The following is a 20,348-nucleotide window of genomic DNA, read 5'->3' as shown; positions in this document are numbered from 1 at the left end:
GAGTCCGCTTATGTATGAATTGCTGGTACTATCATTGCTTATGCATTTTCCGCTGCATGCCTATCTGATTGCCAAAATCATTAGTCCGTGGGAAAAGATCAGCCGGGGAACGCTGTCAACCCTTCTGTCGAAGCTGGAGCAGGCGGGAATGATAGCCGAAGCCGGGGCAGATACAGTTCCGTATCCGAGTGACCGGCCATCGCGGGCACTGCAGATTACGGAGTTAGGACGGAAGAGGTTCATGGAGCTGATGCTGGATACGGGCAGCGGCTCGGCATCCTATCAGAAGCTGTTTCATATTAAGGCACAGCATCTGGAGTTTCTTTCCGCCCGGGATCAGCTGCTGCTGGTGGAGCATTATCTTCAGTATGCGGCGGACGGCATTGCCGGACTGCGTAAGCAGATTGCCGCTTTCAGGAAGGATACAGCTCCAGGGGCAGGCATGCCGGGGGCGCAATTTTATGCGACGACCCTAGATTTGCTTGAGGTGCGGCTTGAGGCCAAGGAACTGGATCTGGCCTGGGCGCAGCGCCTTCAGGCAGCGGTTATATCGGCAGCAGAAAGCAGACAGGAGCAATGAAGGAAATAAAGGAAATAAAGGAAATAAAGGAAAGCTGGCAGAGCAGGGCAGTCAAATTAGGACTGCGGCTGATCAGAATCAACAGCATGTGGAAGAAAACCGGGAGCGCGCTGCGTACAGAGATTGCGCAGAAGCAGCGGAAGGAGAGCGGTGAACCCCCGGCAGACATTCGAAAGCAGTGTAATGTCATCAGCAGGGAGTTCTCAGGGCATTCCTGCTACATCATGACTCCGGCTGGTGACAGCGGAAACGCAAGCAGCAATAAAGAAATCCTGTATTTGCATGGCGGAGGATATGTACTGAAGATTTCACCCTTGCACTGGTCGTTTCTGGCCGGGCTTGTTGATAAGCTTAGGTGCACCATAACTGTTCCCATGTACCCGCTGGCACCGGAGTATAATCATACCGATGTCTTCGGAATGCTTGTTCCCTTGTATGAGGAGCTGTTATCAGGGATGGACGGCCGGAAGCAGGTAGTGATGGGAGATTCGGCCGGGGGTGGGATGGCACTGGCGCTGGCGCAGCTGCTTAAGGAACGGGGAATTCCGGCCCCTGCACACACCATTCTGATCTCACCTGCGCTGGACATGACGTTCAGCAATCCGGAGATCGGGGCGGTGCAGCGCAAAGATCCCGTCACCGCAGTGCCTGCGGTACGGGAAATTGCGCAGTGGTATGCCGGAGCACAGCCGGTTACCCATCCCTTGATCAGCCCGCTGTATGGCAGGCTGGATGGGCTGGGGCCGCTCAGTATCTTCACCGGCACACATGATATTGTCTATCCGGATGTGAAGAGGCTTAAGCACCGGATGCTTGAACAGGGGATACCGGCCGGCTACTATGAGTATCCGCGAATGCTCCATATCTGGCCGCTGTTCTTCTTTCCGGAATCGGAGCGGGCCAGGGAACAGATATATAACATCATTAACGGATTATAGATGGGCCCGCCGTTTCTTAGGCATCCTTGACAGAACAGGGTTCAAATGCAGCTTGCCGAGCAGCTCGGAAGCCAGTATGCCCAGCAGGACGAGAGCTGCCCCTGTATAACCTTGCAGCGAGAGCTGTTCTCCGGCGAACCAGTACCCGAAGAAAGCAGCGAAGACTGGCTCCAGTGCGAAGATCAGGCCGGTGCGGGTCGGCGTTGTGTATTTCTGGGCGACCGGCTGGATGATAAAGCCGCAGGCGCTGCAGAATATCCCGAGGGCCAGTATGGCAATCCAGCCGGGAAGGGTGGAGGGCAGCACGGGAGCTTCGAAGATAAAGGACAGAACCAGAGCGAAGCCTCCGGCAAAGCCAAGCTGCAAAATGCCGATATTCAGGGAGTCGCTGGTTTTGACAGCCTTGCCGGTAACCAAGATTTGTACGGCATAAAATACAGCTGACAGAATGCAGAGCAGGTCGCCCGGCTGAACCTTCAGCGAGCCGTTCAGCGTCAGGAGCCCGATCCCGGAAATGGCAAGGATGGTGCCGAAAATTTGCGGCGGTGCGACTTTTTTGCGGAAGATCAGCACTTCAAGCAGCGGTACAAACACAACGGTCAGAGCGACAAGAAACCCGGCATTTGAAGTCGTAGTCGTCTTTAGGCCAAAGGTGATGCAGGTGAACACCCCGAGCAGAAGAAAGCCAAGCAAGGCACCGTATTTCACCGTCCGCATATCGATACTGCGGAGCCGCTTGCGGAACAGCAGAGCAGCCAGGATGAACGCCAGCCCGAAACGCAGCGCAATCAGATTGAACTCCCCGAGTGTACCCAGTCCCATCTTCATGAACAGATAAGAGGAACCCCAGAACATTGTAACGACTATGAGCAACAGCTCTGCCTTCAGCGGCTTCATTGAATCAGCATCCTTCTATATTTCTAGTGAGTATAGTATAATACGCACTAATACATAAGGTAACTGAATGTTTATCATATGAAACATGAGAGAAATTCATGTAAATTGTGGAGGCTGGGCGATGAGTATCGTCAAATATGAAGTGTTTCTGAAAGTAGTGGAGCTGGGCAGTCTAACCAAAGCAGCCGACGTGCTGGGCTTCACGCAATCCGGCATCAGCCACACGATCAGCAGCCTGGAGAGTGAATTCGGCTTCCCGCTGCTGGTGCGGAGCCGTTCAGGTGTCAAGCTGACGGTTAACGGGGAGCAGGTGCTTCAGCCGATCCGTGAAATCCTCAAATGGAATGAGCAGCTGAAGCAGCAGGTGGCGGACATCCATGGCCTGGAGACAGGGACGGTTACCATCGGCACCTTCACCAGCGTCTCTGTACACTGGCTGCCCGGCATGATCAAGCAGTTCCGCAAGGAATACCCTTATATCGAATTCAAGCTGATGGAAGGCGGTTATCTCGAGATTGAGCAGTGGATTGAGGCAGGCGTGGCGGATTGCGGCTTCCTGTCATTGCCGACCCGCGAGAAATTCGAGGTGATTCCGCTGAAGCAGGACCGGATGCTGGCGGTGCTCGCCAAGGATCATCCGCTGAGCCAGGCGCCGTATATGCCGCTTGCCCAGATTGCCTATGAGGATTTCATTATGCCGAAGGCCGGCTCGGACTACGATGTCAGGCGGGTGCTGGAGAAGGCGGGGATCAAACCGAATATCAAACTCTCCGCCGGAGATGATTATGCAATTATTGCGATGGTGGAAAAGGGCCTCGGGATCAGCATTCTTCCTGAGCTCGTAACCCGGTTCCAGCATCATAATGTAGCCATGCTTGAGCTGGAGGAGCGCAGCTTCCGTTCACTCGGTATTGCTGTCAGCTCCATGAAGTACGCTTCGCCGGCCACACGGCGGTTTCTGCAATATGTGCAGACCTGGACGAAGCAAGAGGAATAAGAGCCAGCTTACGCTGCATATCAAGACTGCCGGGGAGGCTGACATAGTCATGCTTATTTTCACGACCATATTGCTCAATAACGTCATTCCGCTGTTCATCGTAATTCTGCTGGGGGCGGTGCTGTACCGGGCCTTCAAGCTCGATATCAAAACCTTATCCAAGCTTAATTTCTACATGCTGACTCCGGCGGTGGTCTTCCAGCTGCTGTATGGAACGGAAATCTCATTTGCGCTGTTCGGGCAGATTATCCTGTTCTTCTGCATTTATATGCTGCTGCAATATGCCGTGCTGGAGGTTGTAATCCGCGTACGGGGGTTGAAGGGCGGAATGCCGGCTGCGCTGCGCAACAGTGTGCTGTTTGCCAACAGTGCGAACTACGGGCTGCCGATCAATCAGCTGGCCTTTTCCGGAAATCCGCTGACATTAGCCGTACAGGTGGTCATTCTGACACTGCAGTCCTTCCTGCCTAATACTTACGGGATTTACAGTGTGAACGCCCACCGGAGCAGTCTGCGGACGATGCTGCGCACGATAGCCGGACAGCCGGTCATTTATGCAATACCGCTGGCGCTAATCATGCGGGGGCTGGACATTCCGCTTCCTGGCTTCCTGGCTGCGCCTATCAGCTATGTGGCGAATACTTTTATCGGGCTTGCGCTCATCACGCTGGGTGTGCAGCTGGGTTCCATGAAATGGTCGCTACCGCGCGGCAAAGCGCTGGATCTTACCTTATCCGTTACGCTCAGGCTGCTGGCCGGTCCCGCAGTTGCTGCACTGACACTTTGGGCGCTCGGGATGGACGGGCTGGTCGCGAAGGCGCTGATTGTATCCTCGGCTGTTCCGACCTCGCTCAGCTCTGTGCTGCTTGCGGTAGAATTCGATAATGAGCCGGAGTTCTCTTCCCAGGCGGTATTCTTCTCCACACTGCTCAGTACGCTGACGGTGACAGGTGTAATTATGCTGGTCAATGTATGAGATTATGGACGGTTCAGGGTTCAGGCAGATTGACTGGGACCGGTCCAGATGAGAAAATGTATGCGTGTACATTTATAGCTGAAACATGGAAACATAACCGGCTCATACATAGCCCATGTCTCCTGTGCTGGTCTGATTGCGAAGTGAACCCTATTGAGGAGGACTGCGAATGAAACAGCTGCGAATCGGAATGATAGGTTATAAGTTTATGGGAAAAGCCCACAGCAATGCGTACCGCACCCTGCCGATGTTCTTCCCGCAGGCGCTGAAGCCGCAAATGTCGGCCATCTGCGGACGGAATGAGGAAGCGGTGCAGGCGGCAGCCGGCCAGCTTGGCTGGTCGGAAAGTGTGACTGACTGGAGAGACCTGATCGCCCGTGATGATATTGACCTGATTGATATTAATGCGCCGAGCAACGCGCATAAGGAAATTGCGCTGGCGGCAGCCGCTGCGGGCAAGCATATCTTCTGTGAGAAGCCGCTGGCGCTGAATCTGGCGGATTCCCGCGAGATGCTTGCAGCAGCTGAGGCTGCAGGCATTGCCCATATGGTCGGCTTCAATTACCGCTTCTCCCCGGCAGTCCGGCTGGCGAAGCGGCTGATTGAGAGCGGGCGGCTCGGGACCATCTATCATTTCCGGGCCTGGTTCCTCCAGGACTGGATTCTCGACCCTGAATTCCCGCTGGTCTGGCGGCTCCAGAAGGAGGTGGCCGGCTCAGGCTCGCATGGCGATCTGGGGGCGCACCTGATTGATCTGGCGCATTTCCTTGTAGGTGATGTACAGGAAGTAATCGGGATGAGCGAGACCTTTGTCAAGGAGCGGCCGCTGGCGGAAGCCATGACCGGTCTCAGTGCGAAGGCCAGCAAGGATGCACCGCGCGGACCGGTGACAGTAGATGATGCTACTCTGTTCCTTGCCAGGTTTGCTGGCGGTGCCCTGGGCAGCTTCGAAGCGACGCGCTTTGCCGCAGGCCACCGCTCGACGAATTCATTCGAGATTAACGGCAGTCTCGGCAGCGTGAAGTTTGACTTCGAGCGGATGAATGAGCTGGAGGTCTATCTGACCTCGGATGACGAGGATGTTCAAGGCTTCCGGCGGGTGCTGGCAACCGATCCTGCACATGACTATGCGGAAGCCTGGTGGCCGCCGGGTCATACGATCGGCTTCGAGCATACGTTCATCCATGAGATGCTGGAGTTGTCCCAGGCTATTGAAGAGGGCCGCCAGCCGCAGCCGAATTTCCGCGATGGCGTGAACTGCCAGGCGGTGCTGGAGGCGGTGGACCGCTCTATTGCAGAGCGGCGCTGGGTACAAATCTCTGAAATGTAAGCAGGGCCTTCAGTCCGGATTACTGCAACCTTTTCCTTCCAGCCCGCGTTTGAGAGATAAGGAAGCGGTGAGGTGAAGGAGGCGGTAAAGATGGCAATCCGGGGGCGATGGATTGGAATTATAGCGGTAATAATGCTGCTTATTTCAGGCTGCGTGGATAAAGCGGATTATAGCAGCGGCAGAGAACCGGTTGCGGATACCAATGCAGTTACTGCTGGCGGTGGAAGCCCGCCGGCTGATGGTCCTGTTGAAGCGGCACATCTGGGGAATGTCCGCAGCTTTCTGAATAGCCTGGAGAAGGATAACGGTGATATCTATCTTGGAGATAGTACACTGCATGTAAATATAGTTGGTCTGGATCAGGCGACAGAAGCGAAATTTGCTGAACGCTTCACGGCAGGCAGCTATGTGCTGCATGATGTGAAGTACCCGATTCAGGAGCTGCAGGCGGCATACGATCTGCTGGCTAATCAGGGTCAAGACAGCCCGCTGAATCTGTATAGCGCAGAGCTTGATGTGCAGAATAACTGCATTGGAATCACCGTACCGCAGGAGGCTGGTCCGGCTGTGGTTAACAAACTTCACGATCTGATTGATCCGGGGATGCTGAAGATAACGGTAAAAGAGCTGGGCAGCCCTGAAGTCACAGGTGAGATCACGGCTATTGAGGAAGAGGGACTCAGCAGAATTCTTATTCAGGAGCCTGAACGGGACATCCCGACATACTGGTTCACGATTAATACGTCTTCACAGCTCTATGATGAAGCAGGGAATGAGCTTGCCCAAGATGAACTGCATGTCGGCGATACAGTCCGGCTGTGGAGCACCGGCCTGATCCTTGAATCGTTGCCTGCACAGGCAACGGTGCGCCGTCTGGAACTGGCGGACCGGCATTAAGAGCAGGGCAACAGTAATTGAACCAAGCCTGACACCGCTCACTGAGTTAATCAGTCAGCGGTGTTGTTTTTTGCGGGCCTGCGAAGGGGTCTGGCCTTTGTACTGCTTGTACAGCTTAGTGAAATAATTGGGATTGTCGCAGCCGACTCTTCCCGATATTTCTGTGATGCTTAAACCGGTCTCCAGCAGCAGCCGCTGCGCCTCATTCATTCGGCACTGGTTCACATAGTCTACAAAAGTGCGGCCGGTCAGTTTCTTGAAGGTTTTGCAGAAATGAAAAAGGTTCAGGTTGACGAACCGGGCAGCACTCTCAAGCGTCATCTGCTGATCGACATGCGATTCCAGGAGTGCAAGCAGCGGCTTGAAGCGTTCCCGGTTGATGGAATGGCCGCGGTCGTTCATCTGCCGGGGCGGAAATGTGCGCGAGAGCAGCGTGAAGTACAAATGCAGCAGATTCTTGATTACGAGCTGGTAAGCAGGCTCTTTGGCTTCCGCCTCGTCTATAATCCGTTCGAGCACATGATAATAGTCGGCACAGACCGGATTCTGCCTGGCAGGATTCACAGGGAACTGGTACAGATTGCTGAGATAAGGGGCAACGAACAGCTCATGCTGTGTGTCCTGGCTCAGATCCTTGAATAAGGAAGCATGAAAGACAATCGACACATAAGAGATATCGCCCCTCTGCAAACTATAACCGACATGCAGACCGCCGGACGGTACCATCAGCACATCTCCGGGTCCGGCTTCATAAGGCTTGCTGTCAACATGAAAGATGGCCCGGCCTTCACGCATGATAATAATCTCGAAATGCTCATGCCAGTGCAGAAACAGAATGTTCTGTTCAGGCTTAGCGTCCGGGCAATGATTGAAGAACAGGCGGAACGGATACGTGTTCTCCTCCAGCTGGGGATATTCCTTCAGCTCCTTCGGATAAGTCATGTTAGGTTCAACTCCCGCAATATTCAGCTAGTTTAACACAAGATAAGAAGAGATTTTGCCCGAAATGAGCTATATACTTGGGTTGTTGAATTCACTATAAACCAATATTGGAGTGGTATACAAGATGCAAGATACATTAAGAATCGGTACACTGGTTGGCGGCGGAGATGCGCTCAGAGTTATTCCCCAGATTGCCCCTCACGGGTTTGAATCCTTCAGCCTGACTTTTTGGCAGAGCACCGGAGCAACAGACCTTGCAGATACGGCTGCGCGGGTACGTGAGCTGGCTGCTGAGCATAATTTCGTTATATCTACTGTAGGCATCTTCGGCAATCCGCTGACCGGGACAGGTGACAATGCAGACACACTCGCCAGTTGGGAGCGGCTGATCGATCATGCCCATCTGTTCGGAACGGACATGGTCTCCGGCTTCACCGGACGGCTGCCCGGCGTGTCGATCGACGAATCGATCCCGAAATTCGCCGAGGTGTTCGGCGAGCTGGCGAAGCGTGCAGCGGAGCGTGGTCTTAGAATCGCTTTCGAGAATTGCTCGATGGGCGGCAACTGGCAGTCCGGGGATTGGAATATTGCCCATAACCCTACTGCCTGGGAGAAAATGTTCAATTCCGTTAACGCCGATAACCTGGGACTTGAATGGGAGCCGTGCCATCAGATGGTCCAGCTGATTGACCCGATTCCCCAGCTGCGGAAATGGACGGATAAGATATTCCATGTTCACGGCAAAGACGCGACAATCGCCTGGGATATCATCAAGGAGTACGGAATCCATGGCCCTGACGAGTATGTCTGGCACCGCACACCGGGTTTCGGGGATACGAACTGGACTGATGTCATCTCGATCCTGCGTCAAGCCGGATACAAAGGAACAATTGATATTGAAGGCTGGCATGATCCGGTCTACCGGGATGAGCTGGAGATGACGGGCCAGGTCCATGCACTGAATTATCTCAAACAATGCCGGGGCGGCAGCTTCGTGCCGAATCCGCTATAACCGGGAAGGCGGGGGGAGTTACTTATGAATGCTGAATATCGTATTGTTGTCGCCGGTTGCGGTGCAATGGCTAATGAGTGGATCAGCTATGTACTGAAGCATGCCGGAATGGAAATTGCCGCACTGGTCGATATCCGGCTGGAATCCGCTGAGGCAATGGCGGCGAAGCACGGTCTATCCTGTCCAGTATTTACAGAAGTGTCCCGGGCCATTGCAGAAAGCGGGGCTAACCTTGTATTTGATGTTACGGTGCCGTCCAGCCACTTCGCCATTGCCAGTACTGCGCTGGAGGCGGGATGCCATGTCTTCACCGAGAAGCCTCTTGCAGAGACCATGGCACAATGTAATGAAATCGTTAACATTGCTGAGCAGACCGGCCTGAGTCATGCGGTTATGCAGAACCGCCGCTATGATCCGCGGATCCGCTCACTGCGGGAGCTGATTACAGCAGGAACCATCGGCCGCACAGGGTATATCTCGGCTGAATTCTTCCTCGCCCCGCATTTCGGCGGCTTCCGGGAAGCCATGGACAGTCCGCTGCTGCTGGATATGGCTATTCATACCTTCGATCAGGCGCGCTTTATCAGCGGCGCTGATCCGCTCAGCGTGTATTGCCAGGAATTCAATCCTCCGGGCTCCTGGTATGCGGGGAATGCGGCGGCGGTCTGTATCTTTGAGATGTCGGACGGTTCTGTGTTCTGTTATCAGGGCTCATGGTGCGCTGAGGGTGCGCCTACTTCCTGGGAAGCCGCTTGGCGGATTCAAGGGGAGCGCGGTGCCGCCATCTGGGACGGCCGGGGCCAGCCCTATGCCGAGGTCATTACAGGCGGAGCGGATTCCGGCCAGTTCCTCCGTGATTATGAACGGGTGGAAGGGGCAGAGGTGCAGATGGAGGAGACGTTCCATCACGGCTGTCTCGCCGAGATGTTCCGCTCCCTGGCGGAGCAGCGCCCTGCCGAGACCGACTGCCGGGATAACCGTTACAGCATGGCGATGGTGCTTGGTGCGCTAGAGAGTGCGCGGCGCGGCGTGAAGCTGGATATTGCGGAATTTATGCAGATCATCATTCGCTAATCAAACAGGCTGATCCCGGCACCGGAATACTCCGGCGGGGATCAGCCTGTTTGCCGTCCGGCGAAATCAACAGCTAGAAGCCCCGGTACTGCGGTTCTTCTTTCTCCAGCTGGGTCACACGGCCCTCGACCTGCTCCACGATCTGCTGGGTTTGCTCGGCAGCATTGGTGAACAGCGTCTTGGCCTCCTCATTCTGCGTTTCCATAGCGAATTGCTCAAGGCTGGCCTGGGCGCTCTTTAACGAGGCTACACATGTCTTTACTTGCGAGGCAACAGTCATTGGTCAAGACCTCCCGGTTTCATGTAGGAATAGTGGCATCGCAATATATTATCCGCACCCGCCGGCTTGCTATTCAGGTAATAAACCCCATCAGGCAGAATAAGGCCTTCCTATGCCAGCAGGAATTTTTTCTCTTGGTTAAACTCCCCCTGTTTTGACAAATAATGAAGCTGCTTAAGCAGATAATGAACAACACACAGGGGGTATAACCATGCACGAATCACTTGAGGTCATAGTGAGGACTATTTCTGCTGTTTTCATGCTTTTTTTCCTGACCAAAATCCTGGGGAAACGGCAGGTTTCACAGCTGTCCTTCTTCGAATATATAACGGGGATTACCATCGGGAACCTTGCGGCCTATGTCTCGCTGGATACAGACAAAACCTGGCATCTCGGGCTGATCGCCCTGATTGTCTGGGGTGCCTTTTCCCTCGGTATTGAGTATCTGCAGATCAAGAGCAAGAAGGCGAGAGACTTCATTGACTTTAAGTCCACTGTGCTTATCCGGAATGGTAAAATTCTGGAGGATAATCTGAAAAAAGAGAAGCTGACCACTGATGAATTGTTAGAGGAGCTGCGCAAAAAGGATGTTTTCAAGGTAGCGGATGTTGAGTTTGCCATAATGGAGTCAGATGGAGCGGTCAACGTGCTGCTGACCCGGGAGAATCAGCCGCTGACGCCGAAGCATCTCGGGATTAAGGTGGCCCCTGAACGGGAGACCCAGGCGGTAATTATGGACGGTAAAATACTGGATGAGCCTCTCGATACGATAAATCTGTCCCGCTCCTGGCTGCAGGATCAGTTGGAGAAGCAAAATCTGACGGTAGAGAATGTTTTTCTGGGGCAGGTGGATTCCTATGGTGAACTGACGGTTGACCTCTACGCCGATAGTGTACAGGTACAGCAGCCGCAGGATAAACCGCAGCTCTATGCTCTGCTGAAGAAATGCGAAGCCGATCTGGAGCTGTTCAGTTTGTCTACACAGAATAAAGAGGCGAAGCAGCTGTATGGACAATGTTCGGAGCAGATGCAGAGATTACTTCAGCGATTGAAGCCGTTTATTCAAAGCTGATCATATATTATGGGCGGGCGGAGATCATAGGATTGATCATTCCGCTCTCCAGATTGGAGGCGGCGGACTTGACTCCACCAGTCATACCTTAGTAAGGTTTGTGGAGAAAGATTATAACTAATTTGATTAATATGATTAGGAGGACCCGTGGACACTATTGATCGCAATCATGTGCTTATTGTAGAAGATGAGGATAATATCAGACGTTTCATATCGATTAATCTAGCCAATAGCGGATTCACAGTAAGTGAGGCTGCATTTGGCTCGGAAGCCATGCACAGCTTTGAAACAAACCAGCCGGATGTTATCGTTCTGGACATCATGCTGCCGGATACTAACGGATTTGAAGTCTGCCGTAAGCTAAGAGAGAAGGACCCCGGGGTAATCATCATTTTCCTGACTGCACGCGGGCAGGATCTGGATAAGATACACGGTCTTGAAATCGGTGCCGATGATTATATTGTGAAGCCGTTTAACCCTTTAGAACTGGTGGCAAGGATCAAGGCTATACTACGGCGTACAGAAGCAGCGGGTAAGCCTCAACGAATGGTACTCCATGCCGGACCGATCCGGCTTGATCTGAACTCGAACAAGGTGTTCAAACATGATGACAGCATTGAATTAACCCCGAAGGAATTTCTGTTAATGAAGGCTTTTCTGGAGCATCCGGACACAGCGCTATCCAGAAATGAATTGATGAATCTGGTCTGGGGTGAGGATTATGTAGGTGATCCGAAGACGGTAGATGTTCATGTGCGTAAGCTAAGAGAGAAGATTGAAGAAGATGCCTCTAACCCGCATTGGCTGGAGACGATTTGGGGTCTGGGTTACCGCTTTAGGAAGGATGGTTGAAGAATGGGTATTCAGAAAAGACTGGTAGGAAGCTACCTTATAGTTATTTGTCTTACTGTGCTCATTCTTGAAATTATTCTTATTTTTTCTGTACGTTATTACTATTTTCATAACATAGAGCAGACGTTAATGAATCAGGCTGAGCTGTCAGCTTCCTTTTATCAGCAATATTTTGACGAAGAAGATCTGGAAGAACAGTCCGGCAGGCTGTTGAAGGGGTTTACCAGCTATTCCAATGCACAGGTACAGGTGATTAATTCTGCAGGACAACTGCTGCAGGATTCGAATGGCATGCAAGGTGACACCAATTTGAAGGATTACATCGATATACAAGCAGCGATAGAAGGGCAGCCAGGCAGCTGGAGGGGAAAGGACCCGGCAACAGGGGAAGTTATTTTAGCTGTATCCTATCCTTTACTGAATCAGAGCAGCACCGTAGGCGAAGTACGGTTTATTACATCCTTAACGGAAACGATAAATACAGTTAATCAAATTACAATTTTGCTGATTGGGGCCGGCCTGCTCGTAATCGGTGTCGTTACATTACCCGGATTATTTTTGTCCTGGACCATAACCAGATCGATAAAAGACCTGAAGCAGGCGGCAGACCGGATGACCGGAGGCAATTTCAATATTAGAGTGCAGAAGCGCTATAATGACGAGCTTGGTTCCTTGGCGGATACGTTTAATATGATGGCCAGCCAGATATCGAAAAGCGAACAGCTTAAGAATGACTTTATAGCTTCTGTATCGCATGAACTGCGGACACCTCTAACCTCGATTAAAGGCTGGGTTATCACCATGAAGGCGGGCGGGGCCGGCAACCTCTCTCTGTTCCATGAGGGCCTCGATATCATCGAAGCTGAAAGTGACAGGTTAACTCATATGGTGGATGAATTATTGGATTTCTCCAAGCTGGACAACGGGAGAATTACGATCCAGCCCGCATCTGTGGATGTAGCGGGGCTGTTGAAGCATATCTGCAGACAGCTTACCCCCAGAGCAACCCGGCAAGGCGTCAGACTCGAAATGAGCATAGAAGAGAACCTGCCTGTTATACAAGCTGACGGGAACCGGCTGAAGCAGGTCATGATTAATCTGATAGATAACTCACTCAAATTCACCCATGCTCCGGGTCACATTCTTATAAGCGCGCGTACGGATTCCGGGAAAGTTATAGTTGCGGTCACAGATACCGGACCGGGCATTGCAGCGGCAGATCTGGATCATGTGCGGCAAAAATTCTATAAAGCGGATCAGCAGGCGGCAGGCAGCGGTCTTGGTTTAGCCATCGCTGAGCAGATCATTAAATTGCATCATGGAGAGCTGCGGATCAGCAGTACATTAGGCAAAGGTACGATGGTCGAAATAGACTTGCCTATGAATAGCGGAGCCATTTTAACTATTTCATAACCACTTTTGTTTCTTTCACAGATACAATACTATACATGTGCATAAGCGAGGGAGCCGATGGTCCAGATGCCATGCAAATGCGGGAAGACCGTTTTCTTATTCATATCGTTACTTTTGCTTGGAGGATGCGGACTCCCGGTATCGCCGGGAGAGCTGATAAAGCCTCCTTCCTCAGAGGCAAGCCAGCAGCGGGACACAACGGGCCGGGAATTCAGTAAATGGCTTCCCAAGAACGCCCGGCTAATCACTCCGCTCAAAGGGCATGAGGATCATGCCATCTCCTTCGGAGATATGGACGGGGACGGCATTGATGAAGCTGTTGTTGTGTATGAGTACAGCAGAAACAGGATTCTTACGAAAGAAGCGATGCTGTTCAGGCAGGAAAATGAAGCATGGCAGAAAATTACGGAAGTTAAGGGCTTCGGATACGGCCTTGATTATGCGGGATTCTTCGATGTTGATGATGATGGGCATAATGAGCTTGCCCTGGGCTGGTCACTTGGAGAGGCAGGAAATGGGCTGGATATCTATACGCTGTATGATAATCAATTACAGCTGTTATCGAACAATGCGTATCAGGGAAAGTATGAGAACCCCATGGTGCAGCAGGACCGGTAAGCAGAGGTTGATGATGGTACGGGAACGGAATGGAGGACATTATGTTTTACAAACGAAAGCGGACTACAATAAGCAAAATTATGATGGGCATTAGTCTTGCCGCAGGTGCTGCCATTATCGGAACTGGAGTGTATGCCGGGTATCTATACAAAAAGACGGATGATGCAATTCAGCGGATAGCAGCTCCCGCCGCCGCGGCCGCCCAGCCGGCTGCTGCTCCAGAGAAGCAAGAGGAGCCCGTTTCCATTAAACCGATGATCTTTCTTCTTGCCGGAGTAGACAGCCGGGCGGGAGGCGGCGGGGTGATGAATACCGATGTCCTGATGCTTGTCAGCTTTAATCCGGATACCCAATCGGCGAGTTTCTTATCGCTTCCCAGGGACTTGCTCTTGACTCCTGAATCGTTGCCTGCCCATAAAGCCAATTATTATTATGCGCACTATTACATAAAAGATAAAGCAAGCGCTATTTCAAATACAAAAGATTTCTTCAGCAATCTGCTGGGGCTGCCGATCAATCATATGGTTGTAGTGAATTTTAACATGCTGCAGGAGACTGTAGATTTGCTGGGCGGCCTGACGATAGATGTCGATATGAATATGAAATACAGAGATACAGCGGATGGAACGAATATTGATTTGAAAAAAGGGCTGCAGCAGCTGGACGGCAAGCAGGTCCTTGACTTTGTGCGGTACCGTAAATCGAATCAGGGAACAGGGGAGTCTTCTGATTTCGAGCGTAATGACCGGCAGCAGCAGGTGATCAAACAGATTCTGGATAAAATGGGGAACCTGCAGGGAATGTCCCACTGGGCAGATATACTGGATATCATAGGCGAGAATGTGAAGACGGATATTCCCCGTGCAGATCTCCAGCAATGGTTATTCAACTTTCCTAAACTTAAACCGCAGCTGATTCATTCATTACAAGTGGGATCCCATTGGAAGAGCCCTTATGTGTATATGGATAAAGACGATCTCGGACAAGCACTTACTGCGCTGGTTAATGAAGCGGAAGCCGGTACCGGAAGTTCAATAAACTTAGAGAATGTCGGAACGGCAGATTACTCCCGAGATGAATGAGGTTCCCCTTCTGCAGTTCATGATCTAAATACGGTTAGAATCCTGGAGGAGACTATATGACACAATGGATCACAGAATTTATACTTTTCTTTAAAAGTATGTCCTATGCAGGTATAGTCATCGCTTTGTCATTTGAATTTGTACCTGCTGAACTTGTACTCCCGCTTGCAGGTTATTGGGTTTACCTTGGAGACATGAAACTGGTCCTTACGATTCTTGCGGGTACCCTTGGAGGAACGCTTGGCCCATTGACGTTATATGCCCTTGGCCGGTTCGGGGGCAGACCTTTTATTGAGAAATACGGTAAGTATTTATGGATTCGCCCCCATCATTTAGATGCCTCAGACCGTTTTTTTGAAAAGTACGGCAGTGGTGTAGCTTTTTCCGGACGTTTTATCCCCGGGGTGAGAACTTTGATTTCCATCCCTTGTGGTATTGCCAGGATGAATGTGTTTAAGTTCAGTCTGTATACCTTTCTGGCCATGCTTCCCATCACATCATTGTATGTATATTTGGGCTTTAAATTAGGTGCCCAGTGGGAGCATGTAGATGAAATCGTCAAGCCTTACATCATCCCCTCGGCTACAATTATTATTCTGGGATTTGGGTTTTACGTGCTGTTCAAACGCTTAAGAAGCAGACAGATTTAGGAGGGGACAATGGAGAATTGGCTGGATTGGCTAAAATATATGCTGCTAGGTGTTGTTCAGGGGGTTACGGAACCTATCCCCGTCTCATCCAGCGGGCATTTAATTATCGTGCAGCGCCTTTTGGGCATGCAACAGAACGGATTGTCCTTCGAAATATTGACGAATACGGCTTCGCTTATTGCCATCACATTTATTTTCCGTAATGATATCAAAGCTCTAATCACAGGTGCATTTCGTTACCTGCAGTCGCGTCAGGCTGAATACCGGCCGGATTTCATGTTCTGCATGTATATCATCCTCGGCACAATTCCTGCTGCTGCCGCTGCGGTGCTGTTCAAGGATTCGATCGAACGAATCTTTACTTCGGTACATACCGTCTCCATCAGCCTGTTAATCACAGGTGTCGCTCTCTGGCTCATCCGCAATCTCCGGGGACAGAAGAGGGACGGTAATCTAACAGTCAGGGATGCTATTATTGTCGGGCTGGCTCAAGCCGTAGCGCTTATTCCCGGCATCAGCCGTTCCGGTTCAACGGTTATAGCCTCCATAGCAGTTGGCATGAAGCAGGATACGGCATTGAAATTCTCGTTCATGCTGTACATTCCCATTAGCATCGGGGGACTCATCCTGGGCGCTTCTGATATAGCTAATGATCCAAACCGGGCACAGCTGGCGCTTCCTTACCTGATTGCTTTTATTACAACGCTTGTGGCTACGTATTATGCAATGCGATGGTTCATAGGAATTATGGCCAAAGGCAATCTGATCTACTTTTCATATTATTGCTTTGCCGTTAGCATACTTTTAATGATTTTCCTCTAAACCATTTCTATTCAAAAGAGAGGAAGCTATCCCGCTTGTACTTAAGGAGCCGCGCCAGCGGTTCCTTTTTTGCCTTCCGGGCATAAATAACGGCTTGAACCGGCAAACTAATCCAGATTACCCAAGAGTTGAAGGGGGCGGGCAGGGTGGCGGACAAAGTCATGCTGGAGATGATCAAAGAGCAGCTTCAGGAGTGCAGTGATGCTGTGTACCAGTCGATTAATGTATACGGACATGCCTGCATGCTGATTTATATTCCATCTATAGTAGATACGCTTAGCCTGCAGGAATTTGTCGCCAGCCCACTGAAATCCGAGGCGAACAGTGAGCCGGACTGGCCTCATTTCATGGAAAGGCTGGACCACGGAACAGCATTCGCTATTCCTTATATCAAAGCCTATCATCCCGACCGGGTGGTGGAGCTGATTGTCAGCGGAAATCCGGTGCTGTGCATTGAGGATCTGCCTTATGTCTATTACTTCGAAATTGCCCATTACCAGAAACGGGCGGTGTCTGAATCGCAGAATGAACTGGTGGTCATCGGCCCCCAGGAAGCTTTTATAGAGGATATCCAGACCAATCTGTCTCTGCTGCGCCACAGGATCAAGCATGCGGATCTGAAGACCAAGCATTTCTCCATCGGCAAATATACGAAGACTGATGTCTATCTGGTCTATATTGAGGGGCTGTACAAGCCGGAAATTCTCGCATATATGGAAAAACAGTTGGATGACCTGTCCGTAGACGGCATACTGGGCATCAGTTATTTGGCTGAGCATATGAACCAGGGAAAGTTCTCACCGTTTCCCGTTTATCAATATACGGAGCGCCCTGACTCGGTGGCGGCCTCGCTGATGGAGGGACGGATTGGAATTCTGCAGGACGGTACCCCGTCTGCACTGCTGACACCGGTCACTTTTTTTGCGCTGCTGCAGTCCTCGGAAGACTATTACCAGAGCTTCTATGCCGGCAGCTGGATCCGGCTGGTCCGGCTTTTTTTCTCATTAATCTCAATGATTCTGCCTGCATTATATGTCGCGATTACCACCTTCCATTCACAGATTATTCCGTCAGATCTGCTGATTACAATTGCTTCGGCGCGCGAAAATATCCCGTTCTCGGCCCTGACAGAGGCGCTGATTATGGAACTGACCTTCGAGGCGCTGCGTGAAGCGGGTACGCGGATTCCGAAGCCGGTAGGCCAGACGGTCTCGATTATCGGCGGGATTGTAATCGGGCAGGCGGCGGTCCAGGCGGGAATTGTCTCGGCTCCGATGGTTATTGTGGTGTCCATTACCGGGATTGCCTCCTACATTATTCCCCATCTGGAGCTTGGGCTGACCTTCCGGCTGCTGCGGTTTGTCCTGCTGGTGCTCGGGGGAACAATGGGGCTGATTGGTGTATTTATTGCCGTGTTTATCATTTACGGCCATCTGGTCCATTTGCGCTCCTTCGGCACACCTTACCTGCAGCCTGTCGCTCCGCTTGTGCTGGAGGATTGGAAGGATACCTTATTCCGCTTTCCCTCTCAGTATATGAAGAACCGCAGCAGCTCTTTTACCGACAGGAGGAATAAAAGGAGACAGAAGCCATGAAAGCCGTCAAACTGCTTCTCGCACTGGGAATAGTGCTGAATCTGACCGGCTGCTGGACCAAGGTCGAACTGGATGAGCTAACCTTCATCTACGGGATGTACATTGATGCGGGGGATGAGCCGGGAACGGTTGAAGTGTCGATCAGCTCCCCGCTCCCCAACCGCCTGATGTCCGGCACTCAGGGAGGCAGCGGAGCGGGGGACGGGAAAGCCTATTCCATGATTACCAAGACGGCGGAAACCATACCGGAGGCTGTCATTATGATCCAGAAGGATCTGACCCGCCGGCTGGAAATCTCACATATCAAAATTGTCGTTATAGGTAAGCAGTTTGCCAGTCAGGGAATTGGCGATATGCTGGCTTGGTTCAAAAGACAGCCTGAAATTCCGCTGGGCACCTTCATTATGGCTGCACCCGGCAGGGCCAGTGAGATACCTAAATTGTCACCGATCTTCGAGCAATTGCCGGATCAGGTGCTGAGCAATATGGCGAAAGAGAATCTTTTGTTTAGCACAACCATCCGGGATTGTATGCTGTCAGAGGCTTCCCATACGGGATATGCCATGAACTATCTGTCCTTTGGCCGGAAGGCCGAAAGTGCAGATCAGGGGAAAACTGAATATTGGGTCGGCAACGGAGGAGTAATGCTGTTTCAGGATATGAAAATGCACGGCATTCTGAAGGTCAAAGAGGGCAGGGCTCTGGCCTGGGCGGCGGGCAATAAGGCGGGCAAGCTGGCGCTGCCTGTCTATTCAATTCAATGGGATGATGACGGGAAGGGAGCAGCCAGCTCTGTTTTTCTGAACAATACTTCTTCTGCTTCAGTCGCAATGACCGCGGACGGTCCGCTGTTTCAGTTGAGAGTAAAAGGCCGGGCGAGCATCACCTCGCTCAAGGATTCCAAACTGCGCAATGCGGATGAGCTTAGTGATCTGATCGTAAGCAAGCTTGAGGAGCAGGTGAAGAAGGAAATTACAGCGGCGCTAAAGAGCACCCAGCAGGCAGGAGCAGATGTGCTGCAGCTGGGCATGCTGCTGGAATGGAATTATCCGGCGGTATGGGACAAGCTGCGTGAGCGCTGGGGAGACTATTACAGCCGCGAGGCACAGATAGAGGTAACTACCAGCTTCGTCATTGAAGACTTCGGTAAAGAAAAGTGAGGAGCGGAAGAAGAGGATATGCAGACATCAAAATGGCAATTGACCCGGTTCGCAATTGTATATCTGAGCGGTCAGAGTACCATGTTCCTTGCACCGGGAATTATTGAAGCCTCGGGCTATCAGGGCTGGATCGGGATTATTGCCGGCTGTGCTCTGGCGATGATTCCGCTGTTCTTTACGGTCCAGGTGGGCAGGATGAGACCCGGGACCGGCTGGATAGATTTCGGGGCAGAGATTATGGGCAAGTGGCTGCACCGGCTGATGGTTATACTTTTATTATGCTGGTGTGTGTACTACGCTTCCTACGACATCGAGAATTTCGTCCTGTTCTTCGGAGCGAATTATTTGCGCGGCACTCCGCCGCTCTTCATCCAGATTGTGATCGGGCTGGTCATCATCTACACCGCTCAGCTTGGAGTAACCTCGATCGTGTATATGTCCGATGGTATTTCGCTTATATTTATATTTTCATTCATCTTAAGCATTTACCTGTTCGTTCAACATGCCAACTTCGCCATGCTTCCGGCCTTTATTCATTACCATGATCCACGGCTGATCTCAAATGATGCGGTTACGGTGATGTCATGGTTAAGTGAATGGGTGGTGCTCCTGTTTATTGTGCCTGAATTTAAAATCAGTAAAAGCACCATGAAGCGGCTGGCCGTTGCCGGGGTTGCTGTCATGCTGCTTGTGCTGCTGTCCTGGCTGATGACCCTGCTGAACTTTGGGGTGTATTTAAGTAAAGAACTGAAATTTCCGTATCTCCAGCTGGTCCGCAGCTCTTCAAACGATGATTTGCTCGGCAATTCCGACCCGATTCTGATTGGCTTCTGGTCCTCCTCGATGTTCATTCACAGCGCCTTCCTGATCTTCGTGGCCGGCAAATGTGCAGCTTACTTAACCGGGCAGCGGGCAAAAAAACTGCTGGTCCCTGCCCTGACGGTCTGCTCCATTACTATAGCCTTCCTGTACTCGAGACATCTCGCCAAGTATGACCAGGACTACTATGCCTTCAGTACAGTGCTTTTCTGGCTGATTGTTGAATGTATTCCGGTGTATTATTTTATCGTGGCTGTGATCAGGATGAAGCTCGGCAAGCAGGGGCTGCAGGGGCGGGGAAAATGAAGGTGAGGCTGTTCCATTATAAAATGTACACGCTTT

General features: G+C 51.6%; 21 protein-coding genes. 18 read left to right on the top strand and 3 right to left on the bottom strand.

Annotated elements, in window-relative coordinates:
* The first annotated feature begins 10 nt into the window (after positions 1-10).
* Both LOS79_RS09450 and LOS79_RS09445 read left to right on the top strand, forming a co-directional pair.
* Positions 11-580: a PadR family transcriptional regulator gene (locus LOS79_RS09450; protein WP_315418597.1), complete on the top strand. Its 570-nt coding sequence runs from the start codon at positions 11-13 to the stop codon at positions 578-580.
* A gap of 86 nt (positions 581-666) precedes the next feature.
* Positions 667-1,518, top strand: a complete 852-nt coding sequence (locus tag LOS79_RS09445) for an alpha/beta hydrolase (RefSeq protein WP_315418595.1) — start codon at positions 667-669, stop codon at positions 1,516-1,518.
* Here the strand turns inward: LOS79_RS09445 and LOS79_RS09440 are convergent.
* Positions 1,513-2,415 (bottom strand): DMT family transporter, encoded by a 903-nt coding sequence (locus tag LOS79_RS09440; protein WP_315418592.1) that lies wholly within the window; start codon positions 2,413-2,415, stop codon positions 1,513-1,515. The genes LOS79_RS09445 and LOS79_RS09440 overlap by 6 nt on opposite strands.
* Before the next feature lie 121 nt (positions 2,416-2,536).
* On the opposite strand from LOS79_RS09440, the gene LOS79_RS09435 reads away from it, so the two are divergent.
* The 4 genes from LOS79_RS09435 (at position 2,537) to LOS79_RS09420 (ending at position 6,615) form a co-directional block, all read left to right on the top strand.
* Positions 2,537-3,412, top strand: a complete 876-nt coding sequence (locus tag LOS79_RS09435; protein ID WP_315418589.1) for a LysR family transcriptional regulator — start codon at positions 2,537-2,539, stop codon at positions 3,410-3,412.
* A gap of 49 nt (positions 3,413-3,461) precedes the next feature.
* Entirely contained in the window at positions 3,462-4,388 is a 927-nt protein-coding gene (locus LOS79_RS09430) for an AEC family transporter (RefSeq protein WP_315418587.1), read from the top strand.
* Positions 4,389-4,557: 169 nt separating this feature from the next.
* Positions 4,558-5,718: a Gfo/Idh/MocA family protein gene (locus tag LOS79_RS09425; protein WP_315418585.1), complete on the top strand. Its 1,161-nt coding sequence runs from the start codon at positions 4,558-4,560 to the stop codon at positions 5,716-5,718.
* Between the two features lie 90 nt (positions 5,719-5,808).
* On the top strand, positions 5,809-6,615 hold the full coding sequence (locus LOS79_RS09420; RefSeq protein WP_315418582.1) for a hypothetical protein: 807 nt from the start codon (positions 5,809-5,811) through the stop codon (positions 6,613-6,615).
* A 54-nt stretch (positions 6,616-6,669) separates the two neighbouring features.
* Here the strand turns inward: LOS79_RS09420 and LOS79_RS09415 are convergent, their stop codons facing one another.
* Positions 6,670-7,557, bottom strand: a complete 888-nt coding sequence (locus LOS79_RS09415) for a helix-turn-helix domain-containing protein (RefSeq protein ID WP_315418579.1) — start codon at positions 7,555-7,557, stop codon at positions 6,670-6,672.
* A 124-nt stretch (positions 7,558-7,681) separates the two neighbouring features.
* On the opposite strand from LOS79_RS09415, the gene LOS79_RS09410 reads away from it, so the two are divergent.
* Positions 7,682-8,569, top strand: coding sequence for a sugar phosphate isomerase/epimerase family protein (locus tag LOS79_RS09410; RefSeq protein WP_315418576.1), 888 nt, complete (start codon positions 7,682-7,684; stop codon positions 8,567-8,569).
* A gap of 24 nt (positions 8,570-8,593) precedes the next feature.
* A complete protein-coding gene (locus LOS79_RS09405) occupies positions 8,594-9,643 on the top strand; it encodes a Gfo/Idh/MocA family protein (RefSeq protein WP_315418573.1) in 1,050 nt (349 codons plus the stop codon).
* Positions 9,644-9,716: 73 nt separating this feature from the next.
* Here the strand turns inward: LOS79_RS09405 and LOS79_RS09400 are convergent, their stop codons facing one another.
* A complete protein-coding gene (locus tag LOS79_RS09400) occupies positions 9,717-9,923 on the bottom strand; it encodes a DUF1657 domain-containing protein (RefSeq protein WP_315418570.1) in 207 nt (68 codons plus the stop codon).
* Positions 9,924-10,134: 211 nt separating this feature from the next.
* Here LOS79_RS09400 and LOS79_RS09395 point away from each other — a divergent pair, with 211 nt between their 5' ends.
* From LOS79_RS09395 to LOS79_RS09350, 10 genes are all read left to right on the top strand, one after another.
* A complete protein-coding gene (locus tag LOS79_RS09395) occupies positions 10,135-10,995 on the top strand; it encodes a DUF421 domain-containing protein (protein ID WP_315418568.1) in 861 nt (286 codons plus the stop codon).
* Between the two features lie 147 nt (positions 10,996-11,142).
* On the top strand, positions 11,143-11,847 hold the full coding sequence (locus LOS79_RS09390; RefSeq protein ID WP_315418566.1) for a response regulator transcription factor: 705 nt from the start codon (positions 11,143-11,145) through the stop codon (positions 11,845-11,847).
* A gap of 3 nt (positions 11,848-11,850) precedes the next feature.
* Positions 11,851-13,260, top strand: coding sequence for a sensor histidine kinase (locus tag LOS79_RS09385; RefSeq protein WP_315418564.1), 1,410 nt, complete (start codon positions 11,851-11,853; stop codon positions 13,258-13,260).
* Positions 13,261-13,374: 114 nt separating this feature from the next.
* The gene (locus LOS79_RS09380; protein ID WP_315418562.1) at positions 13,375-13,878 is read left to right on the top strand and encodes a hypothetical protein; all 504 of its coding nucleotides are present in this window, start codon (positions 13,375-13,377) and stop codon (positions 13,876-13,878) included.
* A gap of 41 nt (positions 13,879-13,919) precedes the next feature.
* On the top strand, positions 13,920-14,960 hold the full coding sequence (locus LOS79_RS09375) for an LCP family protein (RefSeq protein ID WP_315418558.1): 1,041 nt from the start codon (positions 13,920-13,922) through the stop codon (positions 14,958-14,960).
* A 56-nt stretch (positions 14,961-15,016) separates the two neighbouring features.
* The gene (locus LOS79_RS09370; protein ID WP_315418557.1) at positions 15,017-15,610 is read left to right on the top strand and encodes a DedA family protein; all 594 of its coding nucleotides are present in this window, start codon (positions 15,017-15,019) and stop codon (positions 15,608-15,610) included.
* 9 nt (positions 15,611-15,619) lie between these two features.
* On the top strand, positions 15,620-16,432 hold the full coding sequence (locus LOS79_RS09365) for an undecaprenyl-diphosphate phosphatase (protein ID WP_315418554.1): 813 nt from the start codon (positions 15,620-15,622) through the stop codon (positions 16,430-16,432).
* A 161-nt stretch (positions 16,433-16,593) separates the two neighbouring features.
* Positions 16,594-18,027, top strand: a complete 1,434-nt coding sequence (locus LOS79_RS09360; RefSeq protein WP_315422106.1) for a spore germination protein — start codon at positions 16,594-16,596, stop codon at positions 18,025-18,027.
* On the top strand, positions 18,024-19,187 hold the full coding sequence (locus LOS79_RS09355) for a Ger(x)C family spore germination protein (RefSeq protein ID WP_315418552.1): 1,164 nt from the start codon (positions 18,024-18,026) through the stop codon (positions 19,185-19,187). The genes LOS79_RS09360 and LOS79_RS09355 overlap by 4 nt, the downstream gene beginning before the upstream one ends.
* 18 nt (positions 19,188-19,205) lie before the next feature.
* Positions 19,206-20,312 (top strand): GerAB/ArcD/ProY family transporter, encoded by a 1,107-nt coding sequence (locus LOS79_RS09350; RefSeq protein ID WP_315418550.1) that lies wholly within the window; start codon positions 19,206-19,208, stop codon positions 20,310-20,312.
* Positions 20,313-20,348: the final 36 nt, after the last annotated feature.

This window comes from Paenibacillus sp. MMS20-IR301, from assembly GCF_032302195.1.
Classification (GTDB): domain Bacteria; phylum Bacillota; class Bacilli; order Paenibacillales; family Paenibacillaceae; genus Paenibacillus_AQ.
This window is presented reverse-complemented; position numbering and strand designations above follow the sequence as displayed.

What these genes read in the sequence shown, in the direction of transcription:
- LOS79_RS09450 (WP_315418597.1), top strand. Translation starts at nt 11, where the DNA reads ATGTATGAATTGCTGGTACTATCATTGCTTATGCATTTTCCGCTGCAT.
- LOS79_RS09445 (WP_315418595.1), top strand. Translation starts at nt 667, where the DNA reads ATGTGGAAGAAAACCGGGAGCGCGCTGCGTACAGAGATTGCGCAGAAG.
- LOS79_RS09440 (WP_315418592.1), bottom strand. Translation starts at nt 2,415, where the DNA reads ATGAAGCCGCTGAAGGCAGAGCTGTTGCTCATAGTCGTTACAATGTTC.
- LOS79_RS09435 (WP_315418589.1), top strand. Translation starts at nt 2,537, where the DNA reads ATGAGTATCGTCAAATATGAAGTGTTTCTGAAAGTAGTGGAGCTGGGC.
- LOS79_RS09430 (WP_315418587.1), top strand. Translation starts at nt 3,462, where the DNA reads ATGCTTATTTTCACGACCATATTGCTCAATAACGTCATTCCGCTGTTC.
- LOS79_RS09425 (WP_315418585.1), top strand. Translation starts at nt 4,558, where the DNA reads ATGAAACAGCTGCGAATCGGAATGATAGGTTATAAGTTTATGGGAAAA.
- LOS79_RS09420 (WP_315418582.1), top strand. Translation starts at nt 5,809, where the DNA reads ATGGCAATCCGGGGGCGATGGATTGGAATTATAGCGGTAATAATGCTG.
- LOS79_RS09415 (WP_315418579.1), bottom strand. Translation starts at nt 7,557, where the DNA reads ATGACTTATCCGAAGGAGCTGAAGGAATATCCCCAGCTGGAGGAGAAC.
- LOS79_RS09410 (WP_315418576.1), top strand. Translation starts at nt 7,682, where the DNA reads ATGCAAGATACATTAAGAATCGGTACACTGGTTGGCGGCGGAGATGCG.
- LOS79_RS09405 (WP_315418573.1), top strand. Translation starts at nt 8,594, where the DNA reads ATGAATGCTGAATATCGTATTGTTGTCGCCGGTTGCGGTGCAATGGCT.
- LOS79_RS09400 (WP_315418570.1), bottom strand. Translation starts at nt 9,923, where the DNA reads ATGACTGTTGCCTCGCAAGTAAAGACATGTGTAGCCTCGTTAAAGAGC.
- LOS79_RS09395 (WP_315418568.1), top strand. Translation starts at nt 10,135, where the DNA reads ATGCACGAATCACTTGAGGTCATAGTGAGGACTATTTCTGCTGTTTTC.
- LOS79_RS09385 (WP_315418564.1), top strand. Translation starts at nt 11,851, where the DNA reads ATGGGTATTCAGAAAAGACTGGTAGGAAGCTACCTTATAGTTATTTGT.
- LOS79_RS09375 (WP_315418558.1), top strand. Translation starts at nt 13,920, where the DNA reads ATGTTTTACAAACGAAAGCGGACTACAATAAGCAAAATTATGATGGGC.
- LOS79_RS09370 (WP_315418557.1), top strand. Translation starts at nt 15,017, where the DNA reads ATGACACAATGGATCACAGAATTTATACTTTTCTTTAAAAGTATGTCC.
- LOS79_RS09365 (WP_315418554.1), top strand. Translation starts at nt 15,620, where the DNA reads ATGGAGAATTGGCTGGATTGGCTAAAATATATGCTGCTAGGTGTTGTT.
- LOS79_RS09360 (WP_315422106.1), top strand. Translation starts at nt 16,594, where the DNA reads ATGCTGGAGATGATCAAAGAGCAGCTTCAGGAGTGCAGTGATGCTGTG.
- LOS79_RS09355 (WP_315418552.1), top strand. Translation starts at nt 18,024, where the DNA reads ATGAAAGCCGTCAAACTGCTTCTCGCACTGGGAATAGTGCTGAATCTG.
- LOS79_RS09350 (WP_315418550.1), top strand. Translation starts at nt 19,206, where the DNA reads ATGCAGACATCAAAATGGCAATTGACCCGGTTCGCAATTGTATATCTG.